16 protein-coding genes are annotated in these 18,638 nt (G+C 69.5%); 2 read left to right on the plus strand and 14 right to left on the minus strand.

The features are described 5' to 3' along the window. Positions 1 to 3 precede the first annotated feature (3 nt). From ACRAWB_RS10855 to ACRAWB_RS10890, 8 genes are all read right to left on the minus strand, one after another. Entirely contained in the window at positions 4 to 1,041 is a 1,038-nt protein-coding gene (locus ACRAWB_RS10855) for a sugar phosphate isomerase/epimerase family protein (RefSeq protein ID WP_431353337.1), read from the minus strand. A 13-nt stretch (positions 1,042 to 1,054) separates the two neighbouring features. Further along, a complete protein-coding gene (locus tag ACRAWB_RS10860) occupies positions 1,055 to 2,155 on the minus strand; it encodes a sugar phosphate isomerase/epimerase family protein (protein ID WP_431353338.1) in 1,101 nt (366 codons plus the stop codon). Beyond that, positions 2,152 to 2,550, minus strand: coding sequence for a C-glycoside deglycosidase beta subunit domain-containing protein (locus ACRAWB_RS10865; RefSeq protein ID WP_431353339.1), 399 nt, complete (start codon positions 2,548 to 2,550; stop codon positions 2,152 to 2,154). The genes ACRAWB_RS10860 and ACRAWB_RS10865 overlap by 4 nt, the downstream gene beginning before the upstream one ends. Then, entirely contained in the window at positions 2,547 to 4,118 is a 1,572-nt protein-coding gene (locus ACRAWB_RS10870) for a GMC oxidoreductase (protein WP_431353340.1), read from the minus strand. Before ACRAWB_RS10870 ends, ACRAWB_RS10865 begins: the two co-directional genes overlap by 4 nt. Further along, complete coding sequence (locus tag ACRAWB_RS10875) at positions 4,115 to 4,906, minus strand: TIM barrel protein (RefSeq protein ID WP_431353341.1); 792 nt, start codon at positions 4,904 to 4,906, stop codon at positions 4,115 to 4,117. Before ACRAWB_RS10875 ends, ACRAWB_RS10870 begins: the two co-directional genes overlap by 4 nt. A 55-nt stretch (positions 4,907 to 4,961) precedes the next feature. Then, the gene (locus tag ACRAWB_RS10880) at positions 4,962 to 5,798 is read right to left on the minus strand and encodes a carbohydrate ABC transporter permease (RefSeq protein ID WP_431353342.1); all 837 of its coding nucleotides are present in this window, start codon (positions 5,796 to 5,798) and stop codon (positions 4,962 to 4,964) included. A 1-nt stretch (position 5,799) separates the two neighbouring features. Further along, positions 5,800 to 6,762: a carbohydrate ABC transporter permease gene (locus tag ACRAWB_RS10885; protein ID WP_431353343.1), complete on the minus strand. Its 963-nt coding sequence runs from the start codon at positions 6,760 to 6,762 to the stop codon at positions 5,800 to 5,802. 85 nt (positions 6,763 to 6,847) lie between these two features. Further along, on the minus strand, positions 6,848 to 8,131 hold the full coding sequence (locus ACRAWB_RS10890; RefSeq protein ID WP_431353344.1) for an ABC transporter substrate-binding protein: 1,284 nt from the start codon (positions 8,129 to 8,131) through the stop codon (positions 6,848 to 6,850). A 216-nt stretch (positions 8,132 to 8,347) separates the two neighbouring features. On the opposite strand from ACRAWB_RS10890, the gene ACRAWB_RS10895 reads away from it, so the two are divergent. Further along, complete coding sequence (locus tag ACRAWB_RS10895; RefSeq protein ID WP_431353345.1) at positions 8,348 to 9,304, plus strand: LysR family transcriptional regulator; 957 nt, start codon at positions 8,348 to 8,350, stop codon at positions 9,302 to 9,304. Here the strand turns inward: ACRAWB_RS10895 and ACRAWB_RS10900 are convergent. The 6 genes from ACRAWB_RS10900 to ACRAWB_RS10925 form a co-directional block, all read right to left on the minus strand. Next, positions 9,301 to 10,779: a C-glycoside deglycosidase beta subunit domain-containing protein gene (locus ACRAWB_RS10900; RefSeq protein ID WP_431353346.1), complete on the minus strand. Its 1,479-nt coding sequence runs from the start codon at positions 10,777 to 10,779 to the stop codon at positions 9,301 to 9,303. The genes ACRAWB_RS10895 and ACRAWB_RS10900 overlap by 4 nt on opposite strands. 23 nt (positions 10,780 to 10,802) lie before the next feature. Next, entirely contained in the window at positions 10,803 to 12,086 is a 1,284-nt protein-coding gene (locus tag ACRAWB_RS10905; protein WP_431354501.1) for a C-glycoside deglycosidase beta subunit domain-containing protein, read from the minus strand. Continuing rightward, positions 11,984 to 13,324 carry an epoxide hydrolase N-terminal domain-containing protein gene (locus ACRAWB_RS10910; protein ID WP_431353347.1) on the minus strand — a complete coding sequence of 447 codons (1,341 nt, stop codon included), beginning with the start codon at positions 13,322 to 13,324 and terminating at the stop codon, positions 11,984 to 11,986. Before ACRAWB_RS10910 ends, ACRAWB_RS10905 begins: the two co-directional genes overlap by 103 nt. Positions 13,325 to 13,372: 48 nt before the next feature. Further along, a complete protein-coding gene (locus ACRAWB_RS10915; protein ID WP_431354502.1) occupies positions 13,373 to 14,716 on the minus strand; it encodes an L-serine ammonia-lyase in 1,344 nt (447 codons plus the stop codon). Between the two features lie 67 nt (positions 14,717 to 14,783). Continuing rightward, entirely contained in the window at positions 14,784 to 16,028 is a 1,245-nt protein-coding gene (locus ACRAWB_RS10920) for a M20 family metallopeptidase (protein ID WP_431353348.1), read from the minus strand. Continuing rightward, positions 16,025 to 17,536, minus strand: a complete 1,512-nt coding sequence (locus ACRAWB_RS10925) for an MFS transporter (protein ID WP_431353349.1) — start codon at positions 17,534 to 17,536, stop codon at positions 16,025 to 16,027. Before ACRAWB_RS10925 ends, ACRAWB_RS10920 begins: the two co-directional genes overlap by 4 nt. A 99-nt stretch (positions 17,537 to 17,635) precedes the next feature. Here ACRAWB_RS10925 and ACRAWB_RS10930 point away from each other — a divergent pair, with 99 nt between their 5' ends. After that, positions 17,636 to 18,634 (plus strand): Lrp/AsnC family transcriptional regulator, encoded by a 999-nt coding sequence (locus tag ACRAWB_RS10930; RefSeq protein ID WP_431353350.1) that lies wholly within the window; start codon positions 17,636 to 17,638, stop codon positions 18,632 to 18,634. Positions 18,635 to 18,638: the final 4 nt, after the last annotated feature.

The following is an 18,638-nucleotide window of genomic DNA, read 5'->3' on the forward strand; positions in this document are numbered from 1 at the left end:
CCCTCAGGCCGGGACGCCGACGACGGCGTCCTCGATCGTGCGGCGCATGAGCGCGTGCTGCTTCTTGACGAGGTCGACCGGGTCGGACTCCCCCAGGTCGGAGAAGGCGTGACCCTCCCACTCGCTGGAGAGGTAGCCGGTATAGCCGCCCTCCACGAACTGTCGGACGATGCGCGGGATGTCCATCGCCGGCTCCTGACCGTTCGCGTCGATGTCGTAGAACTTGGCGTGCACGTGGAAGATCTGCGGCATGATGTCGAGCCATTCCTCCGGCGGCACCAGGCCGTGCATGTTGAACGCGAGCCGGGTGAACGGCCCGAACCGCGTCGGGTCGACGCCCTCGCCGCGCAGGTAGTCCTCGAACTTCTGGTTGCGGACGTGCATCGGCGTCGGCTCGTGCCAGATCTCGTCCATCACCGGGAAGTGCTTCTCGTCGAGGCCCATCTGGCTGAGGGTGCGCAGCAGGGTCGGCGATAGGCTGTGCATGGTCGAGCTGAAGTCGGCGGTGAAGCCCAGCCGGTCGCTGCCCAACTCCTCGTAGACCTCCCGGATGCCGACGACCGTCGGGTCGTTCGGCCCGGAGGGCGCGTGGATCTCGTAGCCGAGCTTCTGGTCGTACTTCTCGGCGAGCGGCAGCAGGCGGCGCAGCAGCTCCTTGCCGGCCGAGCGGATGACGATCTTGCGGAAGCCGAGGGCGTTGGCCGTCGCGAGCTGGCGCGCGAGGAAGTCGTACTCCTCGTCGGGCGTCATGTCCCGATCCTTCCGGCGGCCCATGTCGAGGTTGGTGCCGACCGCGCTCGGCTCCAGGCCGTACTTCTCGGTGCTGTCGCGCCAGAGGCGGACGAACTCGTCGTCGACGTCCGGATAGGTCCGGAGCATCTGGGCGATGTTGAACTCGATGCCGGGTCCGAGGCCTTCGTCGTGGACGGCCTTGATCAGCGTCTCCGGCGTGTAGAGGCCGGCCGCGAACTCCGAGGTCAGCGAGTAGAGGGTGATGCCGAGCTTGATGCCCGTTCCGGCGATGCCGTTCTCTTCTGTCATGGTGATGCTCCTCTCAGGCCTGGACCGGCTGGGCCAGGTGGGCGGCGAGTTGTGCGCGGGCCTCGTCGGCGTCGACGACCATCCGCGAGCCGGCGGCCGCGGCGGCCGAGCGCTGCACGGCCTGCTCGCCGGCGATGATCTCGAACGGGCTCTGCCAGTAGTTCCAGTGCCAGCCCTCGTACTCGCTCGAGATGGCGCCGTCGTAGCCGTTCTCGACCAGCAGGCGGATGAGGTCGCGGACAGGGACCGAGGGCTCCTCGCCGTTCTCGTCGATGCCGAAGAACTTGCCGTGCACGTGACGGATCCACGGCATGATCTCGAGCCAGTCGTCCACGCGGGCCGGGCCGAACAGGCCGGTGCCGTTGATGGCCATGTCGACGCCGAGGTCGGGGCGGCCGTTCTCGCCGGCGAGGCCGATGAACGCGCCGAAGCGGCGGCCGTGGTCCGTCTGGTCCGCCGGCGGTCCGGCCTGGTAGAAGTCGTTCCACAGGTCGACGACGCGTGTGAGCAGTTCCTCGGAGGCTCCGCGGCGGCGGTACGCCTCGATGAGCGACGGCGCGAAGCCGGAGGTCGTCGCGCCCCAGTCGGCGGTGAAGCCGAGGTAGGGCGAGCCGACCTTCTCATAGCGGTCGCGGAGGGCGAGGATGCGCGGGTGCGACGCGTACTGGTCGGCGTGCACCTCCAGGGCGAGCGTCACACCGTACTTCTCGGCGATCGGCGCCAGGCGCTCCATCGAGTCCGGCTCGATCGAGATCTGCACGCGGGCGATCGGGAAGCCCAGCCGAGCCGCCGCCTCGATCTGCAGCGTCATGTAGTCGACCAGCTCGTCCTGGTTCATCAGCCGGTCGCGGCGGATGCCGATGTCGGCGTTCACCGCGAGGGATGTCTGGACCAGCCCGGTCTCGGCGATCAGGTCGCGGAACCATCCGACGTACGCGTCGTCCAGCGCCGGGAAGTTCCGGAAGCTGGAGAACCCGATGATCTCGAGTCCCGGCCCGTAGCCGTCGGCCGCCACCTTGCGGATCAGCTGCTCCAGGTCGTACTCGCGGGCATGGAATGCGCGCGTGAAGCTGTAGAGGGTGACCCCCTGGATCGGCTTGCCGAGCTCGGTCATGCTGCCACCGCCTTCATGGTCTTGCTGTCGTGCTCCTCGATCCGGAGCACCTGATCGTTGTCGATGATGATGTAGGGGATGTAGAGCTTCAGCTCCACGTCGACCGTGTGCTCGGCCTTCCCCTCGTCGACCGGCACGTCGCCGGAGACGACGGCGGAGTCGAGCGGGAACCACCAGTCCTCGGTGTCGCCGGCCAGGTCCTCCAGGCGGAAGGTACGGCCGTTCAGCTCCCAGCGGATGGAGTCCGCCGGCGCCGGGATGCCGTCGACCGCGAGAGACACCTCCGAGATGCAGGAGGCGGGCAGCGCCCGGTACCAGGGGATGCGCACCTCCACGGCGGCGCGGCCGCCCTGCGTGCGCAGGGTGCCCTGTTCGATGATGCGGTCGGGGATCATGCGGGGACCTCCTGGTCGTGGGTGCGCACGGGCGCACCGCTGTTCTGTGTGATCTCTTCGGCTATGCGCCGCGCGCCGCGGACGGCGAGGGCGACGCTGGTCAGCGTGGGGTTGCAGGCCATCGGAGTGGGGATGACGCCGTTGCCGGCGACGAAGACGCGGGGCGCGGTCCACACCTCGCTGTCCGGCCCGCAGACGCTCCGGCCGTCGTCCGTCGCGCCCATCCGGACGCTGCCCTGGTAGTGCAGCGACGAGCCGAGGGGCAGGGTGAACGGCTCGGAGCCGATGGGGTCGCCGACCGCCTCGGCCAGGCGCACGATCTCGGCGCGCGCCCCCGCGATGGCGTCGCGGTCGGCGTCGGTGAGGCGATAGTGGATGCGCATCGCGGGCATCCCGTACCAGTCGACCTCGTCGTCGGCGAACGCGACGCGGTCGTCCCACCGCAGGTCCTTCGCGCAGAACAGCCCGAGTCCGACGATCGAGCCGGGGACCACGGGGTCGTCCTCGGCCAGCGGGATGGGGGACGCGTCCAGCTGCATGATCTGGCCGTGGTACGGCACCTCGTCGGTGTACGGCACCCAGCTGACGCCGCTCTGCTCCTGCAGCGTCCCGGAAGCGGCGACCTGGTCGGACGCCGGTGCGAGGCCGCGCAGCCGCGAGGCGTACACGATCTGGGTCTGGTCGTTGAGCATCCGGCCGAGCGCGTCGGGGCGGATGCCCGACGCGTAGAGCACCTGCGGCGTGCGGAGGGCGTCGGCCGCCACCACGACGAACCGCGCGGTCACCCGATGCAACTCGCCCGTGCGGAGGTCCCTCACCTCGACGCCGGACGCTTCGCCGCCATCGTCGAGCAGAACACGCGTGACGAGCGATTCGTCGAACAGCGAGAAGTCCCGGTTGCTGCGGGTCGCCTCCCCGAACACGACATCCGAGCCCGACCACACAAGCCGGCCGTCCTCACGGCGGTGCACGGCGAGCGGCATCCGCTGTACGCGCTGCGCCTCCGTGCGACCCTCGTCCACGGCGGCCGCGAGTAGGTCGCGCACCAGCTGCGAGTAGGGCGCGCCCTCGAACGCGTCGGTGGTGACGCCGAGCAGCCGGCGCGCGTCGTCCAGCAGGCCGTCGAACCCGGGCACGAAGTCCGGGCGCTCCTTGCCGCCGGGGGTCGGGCAGGCGCCGGTCCAGTGGGCGCCCATCCCGCCGACGTTGCTGGAGAAGGCGGCGACGGGGAGGCCGTCCTCGCCCTCCGCCTGGTAGCCGTCCTGCAGCAGGTAGGTTCCGGGACGTCCGGCGCGCGTGCCGGCGGTGACGGCACCGGGCGAGTCCACCGTCGCGGCTCCCGCGCCCGGACCCTCCGAGCGCTCCTGCGCCTCGGCCCGCGCCTGGGCGTCTTCGATGTTCTTCACGTGCGAGCCGGGAGGGTTCGAGACCGTGGGCCCGACCTCGAACATCGCGATCGTCGCGCCGGGCGCCTCCTCCGAGAGGATGCGCGCGTAGGCTGCGCCGGTCGGGCCGCTGCCCACGATGGCGACGTCGACGGCCTCCGGATAGCGGCGCTCGGACGTCATGCCGACACCAGCTTCCGGATGTACTCCACCGAGGCGGTCGACTCGGTCGTCGGGTAGTACTCGAGCCCGATCGGGCCGTCGTACCCGGACTCGCGCAGGATGCCCAGCGATTCCTCCCAGTCGATGGACCCGGTGCCCGGCTCGCCGCGTCCCGGCGCATCCGCGATCTGCACGTAGCGCACGAGGTCGCCGGCGTTGGCGAGCTCGGCCCGCACGTCCTCTCCCTCGACGGTCGAGTGGTAGAGGTCGTACAGGATGCCGAAGTACGGCGAGTCGACGGCACGCGCGACATAGACCGACTCCGCGGTCCGGTCGAGGAGCGAACCCGGGTGGTCGACGCGAACGTTGACCGCCTCGAGCACGAGGGTGATGCCCGATCCTTCGATCTGTGCGATGGCCTTCTGGTAGATCTCGACCAGCTTGTCCAGCTGGACCTGCCGCTTCCACCCGCCGAACCCCGTGCCGCTGCCCACGACGATGCGCGGGCAGTCGAGCTCCTGCGCGATGGCGACGCCCTCGTCGAGCTTGCGGTAGAACTCCGAGTGGTCCCATGGCGGGATCATGAACTGGGTGCGCGGCTCGGCGAGCTGCGCGGTGAGGATCGTCCCGGTCTCCTGCAGCGCCGCCTTGAGCGCCGGGATGTCCTTGGGGCTCGCGGGCGCGTCGACGCCGGTCGGTCCCCACATCTCCACGGCGGTGAAGCCGGCCGCGGCGGCAGCGCGCACGCGGTCCTCGTAGGGGCCGGCCTCGGTGAACAGCAGCTCGATGTTGGGCGCGAGTTGGTACATGGTCTTCTCCATCGTCAGAACACGGGGTGGTCGGTGGTGGGCGCGTGCGGCGGGGTCATCCCTTGAGGCCGCCGGCGAAGCCCTGGATGAAGCGCTTCTGCGCGAACAGGTAGAACAGCAGGATCGGGACCATCGAGATGATCACGATCGCGAAGATCGAGTTCCACTTCGACACCAGTGCGCCGATGAAGAAGTACATCGACACCGGCAGCGTCTGGTTGGCCGAGCCGCCGAGGAAGATCAGCGCGGTGAAGAAGTCGTTCCAGACGATCAGGCCGGCGAGGATCGCGACGGTCCCGGTGGCGGGCGACATCAGCGGTAGTACGATCCGGAAGAAGATCTGCGTGCGGCTGGCGCCGTCGATCGCGGCCGCCTCCTCGTACTCGGTGCCGAGGCCGCGGAAGAAGCCCGCGTAGAGGAAGATCGCCAGCGGCAGCAGCATCCCCGAATAGAGGATGATCATGCCCCAGATCGTCCCCGTGAGGCCGATCGAGCGGGCGCCGATGTAGAGGGGAACGGTCCCGAGCTGCGTGGGCAGCACGATGGCGATCAGGAACAGGTAGTAGATCCCGCGGCTCCAGCGCCGGGTGCTGCGCGAAATGACGTACCCGGTGAGCGATCCGAGCAGAACCAGGATGAACACGGCACCGGCCGTCATGACGACGCTGTTCATCAGGCCGACCAGGATGTTCGAGGGACCCTGACCGGAGAGCGCGGTCGTGAAGCTGTCGAACGTCGGGTTGTTGGGCCAGGCCAGCGGCGACGTCGAGTAGAGCTCGGCGTCCGGCTTCAGAGAGGTGGCGACCAGGAAGTAGAAGGGCAGCAGGAAGACGATCGCGAGGATCCACAGGCCGATCTCGCGGAGCAGGGTGAGCTTGGTGTAACGGAACACGTCAGGACTCCTCGGGCCGGGCGTTCGTCAGACGCTGCTGGATGATGGCGAAGATCAGGATGATGACGGTCAGCAGCAGCGCGAGCGCTGCGCCGTAACCGAAGTTGCCGAGCGAGAAGGCCTGCTTGTAGACCTGAGTGGCCAGGGTCTCGGTCGCCCCGGAGGGACCGCCCGCGGTGAGCGCCATGATCTGGTCGAAGATCCTCAACCCGTTCACGAGCCCCAGCGTCGTGGCGATGGCGACCGATGGGCGGATGGCGGGGAGCACGATGCTGCGGAACCGCTGCCAGATCCCGGCGCCGTCGATGGCCGCCGCCTCCTCCACCTCGATCGGGACGGATGCGAGACCCGCGAGGTAGATGACCATCGCGAAGCCGGTCTGCTGCCAGACGATGACGATGAGGATGGCCCAGATGGCGAAGTTCGGATCACCGAGCCACGCCTTCGCCATCGAGCCGAGCCCGGCGGACTTCAGCACCGCGTTGATCGGCCCGTTGAAGTCGAAGATGAACTTCCATATGTAGGCCGTCGCCAACGGGCTCAGCACGACCGGCATGAAGAAGAGGACGCGGAGGGTGTAGCGGGTCTTGACCAGCCGGTTCACGCCGAGGGCCAGGACGAGGCCGGCGACGTTCGAGAGGATCACCGACGCGAAGGCGAGGAACAGCGTGTTCCAGAGAGCGCCGATCTTGCTCGGATCCTGGAAGATCTTGACGAAGTTGTCGAGCCCGATCCACTGGAAGGCGCCGATGCCCGTCCAGTTCGTGAAGGCGAAGAAGCCGCCGACGGTCGTCGCGACGTAGTGGATGGCGAGGACGAGGAGGACACCGGGGATCGCCCACCACCAGTAGCCGAAGCTGAGGTTGCCGCCCTTGCGCGGCTGGGCGTCGGTGCGACGCCCCCGCTTGGTGCGCTTGGGGACGATCAGCTCCTCGGATTCCGAGTAGAGGGTGGTGGTGCTCATGGTGTCCTCGTGTTCTCACATCGTCGTCATCGTCGTGCTGAGAGGGACGGTCGCCCGTGCCGCGCGGGCACGGGCGACCGGTCGATCAGTTGCCCCAGGCGGCGTCCATCGACTTCAGGACGTCGTCGACCGTCTTCTGACCGGTCAGCAGGCCCTGCACGCCCGAGCCGAGCGCGTCGTAGACGTTCGAGTTCGGCCAGGACGAGTTCGGCAGCGGGACGTAGCTCTTGTCCTTGACGATCTCGGAGACCGGCTCGAACGGCGTGCCCGCGAAGTCGCTGGTCGTCGGGGGCATCCCGCCTCCCGCCTTCGCGAAGGTCGACTGACCCTTCTCGGTGGCCGTCCACTCGACGAACTTCTTCGCCGCGTCGGCGTTCTTCGTGTTCTTCGCGATCGAGATGGCGTAGTCGGCGCCGGCGATGCCGAAGGCCTTGCCGCCCGATGCCGGGGGGATCGGCTGGATCAGGAAGTCCTGGTCCTTGGCGTTCTGCTTCAGGTCGGCTGCCGCGCCGCTCGGGATGAACGCGGCGAGGGAGGTGCCCTGGATGATGCCCTGGGTGATGGCGTCGAAGCCGCCGCCCTCGACACCCGGCTGGAAGCATCCGGCCTTGTTCATGTCCACGATGTCGTTCAGCGTGTCCTTCCAGCCGGCCGTGCCGGCGAAGGTCGTCTTGCCGTCGGAGCGGTCCTTGTTCCACTCGGGGTTGTCCGCGTAGACCCGCGTGGCCGAGATGCTGAGGGCCAGGAGTCCGGTGTTCGGCGGAGCGGCGCCGGCGAGCGCGTAGAGCGACTTGCCCTTGCTCTTGAGGTCCTTGCAGGTGGAGATCAGATCGTCCCAGGTCTTCGGGTACTCGGTGTCGGCCGCCTTGGAGGCCGTGTCATTGCTGACCGCTCCCACGAAGGTCATGCCGAGCGCCGAACCGTAGGTCTTGCCGTCGACGATGAACTGCGAGTCCGAGCCTTCGGGGATCACCTTGGTCGCGGAGTCGGAGAGCGGCATCAACAGGCCGGCCTTGGCCAGGGTGAGGATGCTGTAGGTCTGGCCTTCGCCGGGAGCGGCCTGGAAGACGTCGGACGAGTTGCCCGCGTTCAGCTGGGTCGTCAGCGTCTGGCCGTACGTGTCGTTCGGAACCTCGTTGTACGTGATCTTCACGCCAGGGTTCTCTTTCATGTACGCCTCGGCGAGCGCCTTGTACGGCGCGGTGACCGCGCTGTTGGTGACGGCATAGGAGAGGGAGAAGCTTTGCGAGCCGGACGTGCCGGATCCGCCGGAGCCGGAGCCGGAGCATCCGGCGAGGACGAGGGCTCCCGCTGTCGCGAAGGCCACCAGGCCCGCTCGGGCGACGCGGGAGCGACGGTGCTGTGTCATGTTGAGCCTTTCTGACTTCGTTGTCTGCGACTCGGGTAAGCGACGTCGCTGTGGGGACCAGTATCACGCAGTTATGTCGGAATCGCACATAACTGTTTCCAATGAGCGACATAAGCCGAGCTTCACATCACGGTCAGCTATGAGAGCAGCTGCGAACATCCGCGGGCCTGATACGGTGAAGCATCACCGGCTCCCCGCCCGAAAGGTCACACCGACGTGTCCGATCAGTCCCCGCTGTACCGCCTCGACCTCAACCTCCTGGTGTCGCTCGACGCGCTGCTCACCGAGCGCAGCGTCACGCGTGCCGCCGAGCGCCTGCACCTCAGCCAGCCCGCGCTGAGCGCATCCCTCGCGCGCCTCCGCACCCACTTCAACGACCCGATCCTGGCTCGCCGAGGCAACACCTACGAGCTGACGCCGTTCGCCATCCGGCTGACCGACCACACGACCACCGCTCTGGAGGCGGCCCGGCGCGTGTTCGAGAGCCAGGCGACCTGGGCACCGACGGAGTCGACCCGCGAGTTCGCGATCTACGGCTCCGACTACGGGTTCGTGACCATCGGCAAGATCGTCTCCGAGCTGGCTGCCGAGCGCGCACCGGGCGTCCGCTTCCGCTTCATGCTGCACAACCCGTCCATCGTCGAGGACGCGGCGACGCGGCTCCGTTCGGTGGACGGCATGGTCATCCCCCACGGTCACGTCACCGACCTGCCGTTCCAGGACCTCTGGCACGACGAGTGGATCGCGATCGTCTCGGACACCAACGACGCCGTGGGTGACGAGCTGACCATGGAGGCCATGTCCCAGCTGCCGTGGGTCATGACGTACCAGTCGCGGTCGGCCTATACCTCCGCCGCGCGCCAGGTGCAGCAGCTCGGGGTCGAGCCGCGCATCGAGGTCGTGGTCGAGAGCTTCCTGGCCGTCGCGCACTTCGTGGCGGGAAGCCGGCGGATCGGGCTCGTGCAGGCGTCGCTGGCGCCGGCCGTGCTGGCGGTCGGGGGCGTGCGGATCGTGCACTTCCCGTTCGAGCCGACGCCGCTCACCAACGCCCTGTGGTGGCATCCCGTACACACTCAGGACCCCGAGCACGCGTGGATGCGCGGCCTCTTCGAGGAGGCCGGCCGGGTGGTGGAGGACAGCGTCCACGCCACCACCCGGGACGACGCCGCCTAGACCGCGGCGAGCGCCGACCGCATGCTGTTCTGGATGAGGTCGTGCTGCTTGCGGACGAGCACCAAAGGATCGACCTCGCCGATCTCGGCGAAGGCGTGGCCCTCCCACTCGCTCGACCAGTAGCCGCGGTAGCCGCCCTCGACGAATACGCGGGTCAGCTCCGGGTAGTCGATCGCCGGCTCCTGGCCGTTCTCGTCGATGTCGTAGAACTTGGCGTGGACGTGCAGGATCTGCGGCATGATGTCGGCCCACTCGGTCGGCGCGACGTGGCCGTGCATGTTGAAGGCGAGGTGCGCGAACGAGCCGAGGCGGCCCGGGTCGAAGTCCCGCGCCTTGAGGTAGTCGAGGAATTCGGCCTGACGCTCACGCCCCGGCGCATCCTGGGCCCAGATCTCCTGCAGGCGCTGGATGGCGGCGTCGTCCAGGCCCCCGCGGCGCATCGCACGCAGCAGCGTGGGCGACATGCTGTGCATGGTCGACGAGAAGTCCGCGACGAAACCGAGCAGCGGGGAGTCGAGCTCCGCGTACACATCGCGCACCTTCAGGATCTCGGGCGAGTTCGGGCCCATCGGCGCGTGGATCTCGTACGCCAGCTTGAGCTCCAGGTCCTCGGCGATCGGCAGCAGGCGGCGCAGCAGCTCCGGCTTGGCGCTCTGGATGCGGACGAGCGGGAAGCCGAGCTTCTTGGCCCCGCGGAACAGCGTCTCGCTGAATTCGAACTCCTCGTCCGGGGTCATGTCGCGGTCGCGCCGGCGTCCCATGTCGAGGTTCGCGCCGAACGAGCTGGCGTCGAAACCGTGGCGGTCGAAGGCCTCCCGCCACGTCGTCACGAACTCGTCGGATACGACCGGGTAGGTCGGCAGCACCTGCGAGGCGACGATCTCGATGCCCGGACCGATGCCGAGCTCGGCAACCCGGTCGAGCAGGCCGTCGAAGTCGAACCAGCCGGCGCGGAACTCGGCGCTGGCCGAATAGAGCGTGAGGCCGAGCTTGAACGGGTCCTCCTCGGCCGTGGGCGGCGGCGGGACGATCCCGGTCTCGAGCACGGGCGGCTCGGCGTCCCGGTCGGTCGCCGTCAGCGTCAGCACCTGGTGCACGACGTTCGGGACGTAGAGACCCGGTCCGCCGTCGTCGCCCGGCTTGATCGGCATGTACGGCAGTCGCAGCTCGCCGAACAGGTCGATCTCGTGGGTCTCGCCGAGTTCCACCGCCGGGTCGCGCCGCACGATCAGCAGCGGATGCGCCTGGAGGTACCACAGGGTCTCGCTCTGCTCCTTCAGCTCCGGGAGGGCGTAGCGGACGCCGTCCAGCTCGAAGGCCAGGTCCTCCTCCGCCATCGGCACGCCGTCGACCGAGAGGCGGATCGTCGTGACGGACGAGAGCCAGAGGCTCCGGTACCAGGGGATGGTGAGGGCGAGCGCGAAGCCGTCCGGGTGCACCCGGAGGGCGGCGTCGTCGATGAGTCCGTTGGGCATGATTCTCCTGGGTCTTTCGTGAGTCAGCCGAGCGAGTCGGCGATGGTGCGGATGAGGGAGTGCTGGCGGCGGACGTGTTCGATCGAGCGCCACGGGTCGCGCTCCCCCTCGTATTCGCTGGACAGGTAGCCGGTGTAGCCGGACTCCTTCAGCGCCTTCAGGACGGGACGCCACGGGATCTGCTGATCCTCGAGGTTGTCGTCGATGTCATGGAACTTGGCCTGGATGAACACGACGTACTGGACGATGTCCTTGAAGTCCGCAGGGTCCACGCCGATGCCGTCGAGGAACGGCGGCCGGGTCTCGCGGGTCTCGCCCTCGCGGAGCGGGATCGGGCGGTCCTGGAAGATGCCGGTGTCGATCAGCAGACCGAAGTGCTTGGTCCCCGTCCGCTCGATCAGGCCGATGTAGTCGTCGACGACCGGGTGCTTGATCGGCGTCGGCGAGTGGATCTCGGGGCAGATCACGACGTCGAGCTCGGCCGCGAGGTCGAGCGAGCGTTCGACCGACTCGGTCCAGATCGGGTCCGGGATGAGGTCGCTCGACACGACGCCGATCTTCGGGCGCACGTAGCGGAAGCCGAGCCGGCTCGCGAGCCGGAGGTCGCTCTGGAGCTTGTCCGCACCCTCCTGAGCCGTCATCGGCCGGGCGTTCGGGCCGCGGGAGTGCAGCCGGGTGTCGATCCACGACCCGTAGTTCGTCGGCTCGAGCGAGTACTTCTCCAGCAGAGCGAACCAGGAGTCGATCCACTGCGTTGAGGGCTCGGGGTAGTTCTCGATGTGCCCTTCGCCGAGGATTTCGACGCCCGTCGCGCCGACGTCGGCGACCGCGCGCAGGGACGTCTCCAGATCGAGCACCGTGCCGTAATCGGTCATGAAGCTGTAGAGCGAGACGCCGTACTTGAACGGCTCCCCGCCGCCGTCGGGCGCGAGCGTGACGTGCTTGGTGACGCGGTAGACCGACGGCTGGTGCTCCTCCGGGATGTACGACATCCGCAGCCGCAGCTCGATGGACACCTCGTGGACGCCCTGCGGCAGTCCGCCCTCGAAGGGCACCGTGACCACGGCCGCCTCGTCGAGCTGCCACCGCACGCCGTCGCTGTCCCACAGCTCCTGCAGCGTGTAGGTGCGACCGCCGAAGGTCCACAGCGGAACGTCGGCCGGCACATCCACGAGATTGCCGACGCGCACGGCGACGCCGTCGATCAGGGAGGCGGCCATCCCGCGGTAGGAGGGCATCCGCAGGCGGAGCTGGAACCCCGTGACACGGTCGCCCTCGCGGACGTTGCGGAAGCCGACGGACTGGATGAGGTCTCTTTCGAGAAGCATCGTTGCTCACTCTCTGCTGGATGTGGCGAATGCCGAACCCTGCCATTCTGTCTCTTTTCGACATAAGAATGCAAGGTGTCGACATAACTGCCCACCCTCAGAGCGTCACGACTGCGACATGAGCCTGATCGCCGCGCGCACCCCCAGGCATAGTCATGCGGCTGCTCCCAAGCGGCGAAATGGCCGCCGCACGAAAACGTACGGAATTCACGAATATCGAAGAACCGCTCCGCGAACGAGCGCGGCGCGTTCACGAGATCCTTCGGGAAGACGGTGAAGACGGTCGGCAGGTCGACGCGCCGCGGCTGCTTCGGGCTCGGCACGGCGTACGGGGTGAAGGAGGTCCCGATGCTGCGGGTGTGCCAGTAGGCGGCGATCCAGGTGACCAGTTCGTCCCGGTCGAGGACGGACGAGACGTCTCCGTCGCAGTCCGTCCAGGACCGCAGCTTCTCGCCGATCCAGGCCACGAGGCCGGCCGGGGAGTCGCCGAGCGCCGCGGCGATGGTCGCCGGTTTCGTCCCCTGCTCGTGCATGTAGCCTCCCTCGGCGGCCTGCCAGGCCCGGCCGTGCTCCACGTAGGCGGCCTCTTCCGCGGTCAGATCCTTCGGGAGGTCATGGAGGAAGTGGTACTGCGAGACATCGGTGAAGTGCAGCGCCCGGACCGACCCTCCGGCACGCTCGAGCAGGCCTTCGGTGACATCGGTCCCCACATCGCCCGCCGAGACGACGTAATCGCTGTAGCCCAGCGCCGCGAGGGCACCGCCCAGGGCCTCCCCCGCGTCGAGCGCACGCCTGCCGTTTCCGGGCACCGGCGCCGCGAACGGGAATCCGGGCAGAGCGGGGATGACGAGGTTGCAGTCCGCGAGCAGCGGGACGAGCCGGTCGAAGCGGAGCACGGAGTCCGGCCAGCCGTGGACCAGCACGACGGTCGGAGCATCGGGACCCACACGGTGATGGAGCAGGCGCATCGGCGTCTCGCCCTCGACCAGCACCCACGGCCGGTGCCGTAGCTCTGCTTCGTGGCTGCGCCAGTCGTACGTGCGCGACCACCAGTCGACCACCTCGGCCAGCCACCGGCTGTCGGCACCGAGCTCCCAGGGTTCGGCGTCCACGGTGTCGACGGGACGGAACAGCCGCAGTCGCGCATGCAGGTCGGCGAGATCGGCATCGCTGACGGGATCGGGCGCGGCGTCGACTCCTTCGCGAATGTCAGCCATGGCGTCAGGATAGGGCGCACCTCCGACGCCGCTCGGCGCTGCCCCGAGTCAGCACTCCACCACGTTGACGGCGAGGCCGCCGCGACTGGTCTCCTTGTACTTGTCGCTCATGTCGGCCCCCGTCTGGCGCATCGTCTCCACGACCGCGTCGAGGGAGACGATGTGGCTTCCGTCGCCGTGGAGCGCCAGCCGCGCCGCGGTCACCGCCGTGCTGGCGGCGATCGCGTTGCGCTCGATGCAGGGGATCTGCACCAGACCGGCGATCGGGTCGCACGTGAGGCCGAGGTGGTGCTCCATGGCGATCTCCGCGGCGTTCTCCACCTGTTCCGGCGTGCCGCCGAGAACCGCGCAGAACCCGGCCGCCGCCATCGCGCATGCCGATCCGACCTCCGCCTGGCACCCGCCTTCGGCGCCGGAGATCGACGCGTTGGCCTTGATGATCGATCCGATGGCCGCGGCGGTGAGCAGGAAGGTGCGGACACCGTCGAGGCTCGGATCCGGGGCGGTGTTCCACCAGTACTGCAGCACCGCGGGCAGGATCCCGGCCGCACCATTGGTCGGCGCGGTCACGACTCGCCCACCCGCGGCGTTCTCCTCGTTGACGGCGAGCGCGTATGCCTGCAACCAGCCCGCCGCCGACGGGTCGCCGTCGGCGTCGAGCCGGGCGCGCATCCCCGCCGCCCGCCGCGGCACGTTCAGTCCTCCGGGGAGGGTGCCCTCGGCGTGGAGGCCGGCAGCCACGCACGAGCGCATCGCCGCCCAGACGGCGTCGAGCCCGGCGTCCAGGGCCTGCGGGGTCCTCTGCTCCAGCTCCGCCTGGCGTGCCACGTCCGCGATCGAGCGGCCGTCGCGGCAGAGCGCGAGCAGAGATGCGGCGTCGTGGAAGACGGTGCCCGTGCTCGAGGCGCGTCGTGTCGATCCGGTCTCGCCGAGGCGCTGGATGAAACCGCCTCCGATCGAGAAGTAGGTCTCGTCGAGCGCAGGCGCCTCGACGTTCCCCGTCCACGCGCGCAGCCGGAGGGTGTTGGGGTGCCCGAGACCGCGACGGAAGGGCTCGAAAATGACATCCGACCGCGAGAACGCGACCGGCTGGACGCCGCCGAGCAGCAGCAGCGCGCCGTCGGGATGCCCGGACCATGCGCCGCGCACCGCCGCCGGATCGCAGGTCTCCGGCTCCAGCCGCGCCAGGCCCGCCACCAGCGCGTCCGGCGTGCCGTGGCCGAGCCCCGTCGCCGCGAGGGACCCGTACAGCGTGGCCTCCACCCGCGTGACGCCGTCGGAGGCGTCGAGCGCCCGCCGGGCGAAGTGCAGCCCGGCGCGCATCGGCCCGACGGTGTGCGACGAGGACGGCCCGATCCCGATCGAGAACAGCTCCAACGCGGAGGTGTACACGCCGGGACGACCCGGGCCGCCGCTGACGGCCCGGCTCGCCTCGACGGCGAGATCGCTCACTGCGCGCTCACTCTTGGCCGGCCGGCGCCCGCGTCGCACCCTCGGGGCGCGCCGCCTGCCGCGCGAGCAGGTCCTCCCGCGACGCAGGGTCCAGGGCGACGGTCGCCGCCGCCCACGCGAGGCCGATGGCGGCGTCGACGATCGCCCGGTCGGCCGCGGGCGTCGCGGCGTCGGCGGCGAACTCCACCGTGTGCGGCGGCGCGACCGAGCCGTGCACCGCGATGCCCGGATGGATGGACGGAACGACCTGCGACACGTTGCCCATGTCGGTCGACCCTCCCGTGCCGCCCTCGTACGGCACCGGCGGACGGCCGAGCTCTGTCAGGGCGTCGTTCCAAGCGGCGGCGAGCAGCGGCTCCTGCAGCAGGTTCGCATAGCGCGGCTGGGTGCGGACGTACTCCCAGGTGCATCCCGCTGCGAGCGCGCCGGCCTCGAAGCAGGCGAGCACCCGGCGCCGGGCATCGGTCAGCTCGTCCAGCTCGAACGCCCGGATCTCCAGGTCGACGACCGTGCGCGCCGGGATGACGTTGGTCACGTCGCCGCCCTCGGCGATGATCGCCGCGACCCGCACCCCGCGGCCCAGCTGCTGGCGCAGAAGGCCGACGGCGGTCAGTGCGACCGTGGCGGCGTCGAGGGCGTTCACCCCGTTCTCCGGTGCGGCCGCCGCGTGCGCCGGCCTGCCCTGGTAGGTCACCCGGAAGCGGTCGACGGCCTGACTGGTGAAGCTGTCGCACCGGATGTCGATGCCGGGGGCGCCGTGCACCATCAGCGACACGGTGGCGTCCTCCCACGCTCCGGCCTCCAGCAGGAGGACCTTGCCGCCGCCGTGCTCCTCCGCCGGCGTGCCGAGCAGCTTCACCGTGATGCCGAGCTCGTCCGCGACCGCCGCGAGACCGATCGCGGCGCCGAGGCCGGCGGTCGCGATGATGTTGTGCCCGCAGCCGTGCCCGATGACCGGCAGGGCGTCGTACTCGGCGCAGACCGTCGCGACGAACGGGCCGCTCCCGTAGGTCGCCTCGATCGCCGTGTCCAGTCCGTACACGCCCGTCGTGACGGCGAATCCGGCCTCCCGCAGCGCAGCCGACACGGCCTCCGCGGCGTAGTGCTCCTGGAACGCCGTCTCCGGGTGCTCGTGGATGTCATGGCTGAGCTCGACCAGGCCGGGCCCCGCCGTGCGGATGGCCGCCTCGATGGCGCTCTTGACCTCCTCCAGCGTCGGGGTGGTCGTCGATTCGGTGACGGTGATGGTCATGCGGTCTCTCCTGTCGCGAGGGTGGCGGGGGCTGCGGGCGCGGCGGTGACGATGGCCGGCTCATCGGCGCTGCTCGCCGAACGTGGCTCGCGGACGAACAGTGCGAGGACCACGACCGCCAGGCCGACCGCCGCGCAGATCGCCCAGACGGCGACGTAACCCGCGTAGGAGGTCGTGGTCACGGCCGTCGCACCCGAGCCGATGGTCGTGAGGAAGCTGGCCATGACGAGCGCGAACAGCGCACCCGCCACCGCCCCGGCGGCTGTCCGCGAGGTGTTGTAGAGGGCGGACGCGATGCCGACCGAGTCGGCCGGTGCGCGCTTCACCACGATGGTCGGAAGCACGGAGATGAGCACGCCGTTCCCGAGTCCGCCGAGGATCAGCGCCACGACCACGATCCCGAGAGACGCGGACCCCGCGATCAGCGTGACGTAGCTGGCCATGACGAGGACGCCTCCGATGACCAGCGCGAGGCGCGTCCCGACACGGGTCGCGAGGCGGTCGCCGAGGCTGGCCGCGACGAAGGCGGCGAGCGCGGTGACGAGGGTGACGATCCCGACCGTCGCCGACGTCACGCCGAGCCCGAAGCCCACCGTCGCCGGGTCGGAGAGCAGGTACACCGTGGTCGCCGTCTGGCTGCCGAACAGCTGCGCGCCGAAGAGGAAGGCGATGAGGATCGGCAGGCCGACGCCTCCCTTCGTCAGCACGCGCAGATCGATGAGCGGATGGGCTACGCGACGTTCGACAGCGACCCAGCCGGCCACGAGCGCGACTCCGGCCAGGATGACGACCCAGGTGATGGGGTTGGCCCAGCCCCAGGTCGCCGCGTTGGCGATGCCGCCGAGGGCGAGCAGCAGCCCGACGCCGAGCAGCGCCGCCCCCAGCCAGTCGATGCGCCCGCTCGCGCGGGTCTTCGACTCGGGGACGAGGAACGCGACGACCGGCACGCAGAGTGTGAGGAAGATCGCCGGGATCCAGAGCACCAGACGGAGATCGGCGGTCGCGTTGAAGAGCAAGCCGGCTCCGAGGGCGCCGAGCGCCGCGCCGAACGTGAGCGCACCGACGAGCTTGCCGATCGAGCGCCCGGAGGAATTCTCGTCCCGGTCGCGCACGATGGCGAACTCCAGCGGGAGGAACGCAGCCAGCGGCGCCTGCAGCGCCCGGCCGAGGAGCAGCAGCCCGAAGTTCGGCGCGATGGCCACGACGATGGACCCGAGGGCCACCAGCGCGGCGGAGATGGTGAGCATGCGCTTGTGGCCGTACCGGTCGCCGAGCTTGGCGATGATCGGGACGCAGACGACGGTCGCGAGCATGTATCCCGCGCTGACCCAGTTGAGGGCGGCCGGGGTGACCCGGAACTCCGCTCCGATGGCGGACAGCAGCACGGGGTACCAGCCCTGGAGCATGCCACTGCCGAGTTCCATGACGACGAGGAAGCCGACCACTCCGCCGAAGGCGGCGCGAGCCGGCGTGGACGGGGAGGTGACGGATGGTGCCCGATGGTTCACAAGAGGCTCCTTGCTGTGGGGGAAGTGTTCGGGCGAGAATATGAAAGCAACGATTCCCCGAGCGATGGATGCAGGAAAATGCCCGAAACATCCTCCTGGATGCAGGATTCAGCACTGACCGATCTCGATCAGCGGCTCATCCACGCCGTCCAGATCGCCCCGAGGGCGCCGTGGTCGGCGCTGGCCCCGATCGTCGGCGCCGATCCCGTGACCCTGGCCAGGCGCTGGAACCGGCTGACCGAGGAGGGACTGGTCTACGTCACCGGATACGGCGCGACGCCGACCTCCCTCCTCTCGCTGATCGAGTTCGAGTGCATCCCGGGCGAGACGCTGAATGTGGCGACCGCCCTGGCGGCCGACCGCGAGGCGTTCACCATCGACCTGACCGCCGGAGGCCGCGACATCGTGGTCAGCCTCATCACCGACGGCCCGGGGGCGCTGAGCAGCTGGACCCTCGAGCGCATCCGGACGATCGCCGGCGTGCGGTCGATGCGCACGCACCTCGTCTCCCAGCCGATCGCAGACGCCCGCAACTGGAGGCTGCGCGCGCTGTCCCGGAGCGAGATCGCCGCCGTCGAGTCGGCCGATCGCCGCCCTGGCGTGCCCCTGCCGCGGCTCACTCCCGAACAGCTCGCCTCCCTCACGGAGCAGCTGGCGATCGACGGGCGCACGCCGATCGCCGACATCGCCGAGCGCGCCGGCATCGCGCCCCGGAAGGTCCGGGACGCGATCACGGCCCTGCGCTCGTCCGGACGGCTCGTCATCCGCGTCGACATCGCCCGCGCCCAGACGCCGTGGCCGGTCTACGCCTGGTACTTCCTCCGGGTCCCCGCGTCGATGGTGGCCGCCGTCGGGCCGCAGCTCGGGCGGATGGAGGAGGTGCGGCTCGTCGTCACCACCGTGGGCGAATACAACGTCATCATGGCCGTCTGGCTGCGGACGCTGCAGGACGTCAACCGCCTCGAGGCCGTCATCGAGGAGCGCCTTCCCGGCGTGTCCATCGCCGACCGCTCCGTCGTGCTGCGCACGGTGAAGCACCTCGGTCACTTCCTCGACGAGCGCGGGCAGGCGAGCGGCGAGACGGTGGCGATGGGATAAGTCC

The organism is Leifsonia poae (assembly GCF_050632865.1).
Taxonomy (GTDB): Bacteria; Actinomycetota; Actinomycetes; order Actinomycetales; family Microbacteriaceae; genus Leifsonia; species Leifsonia poae_B.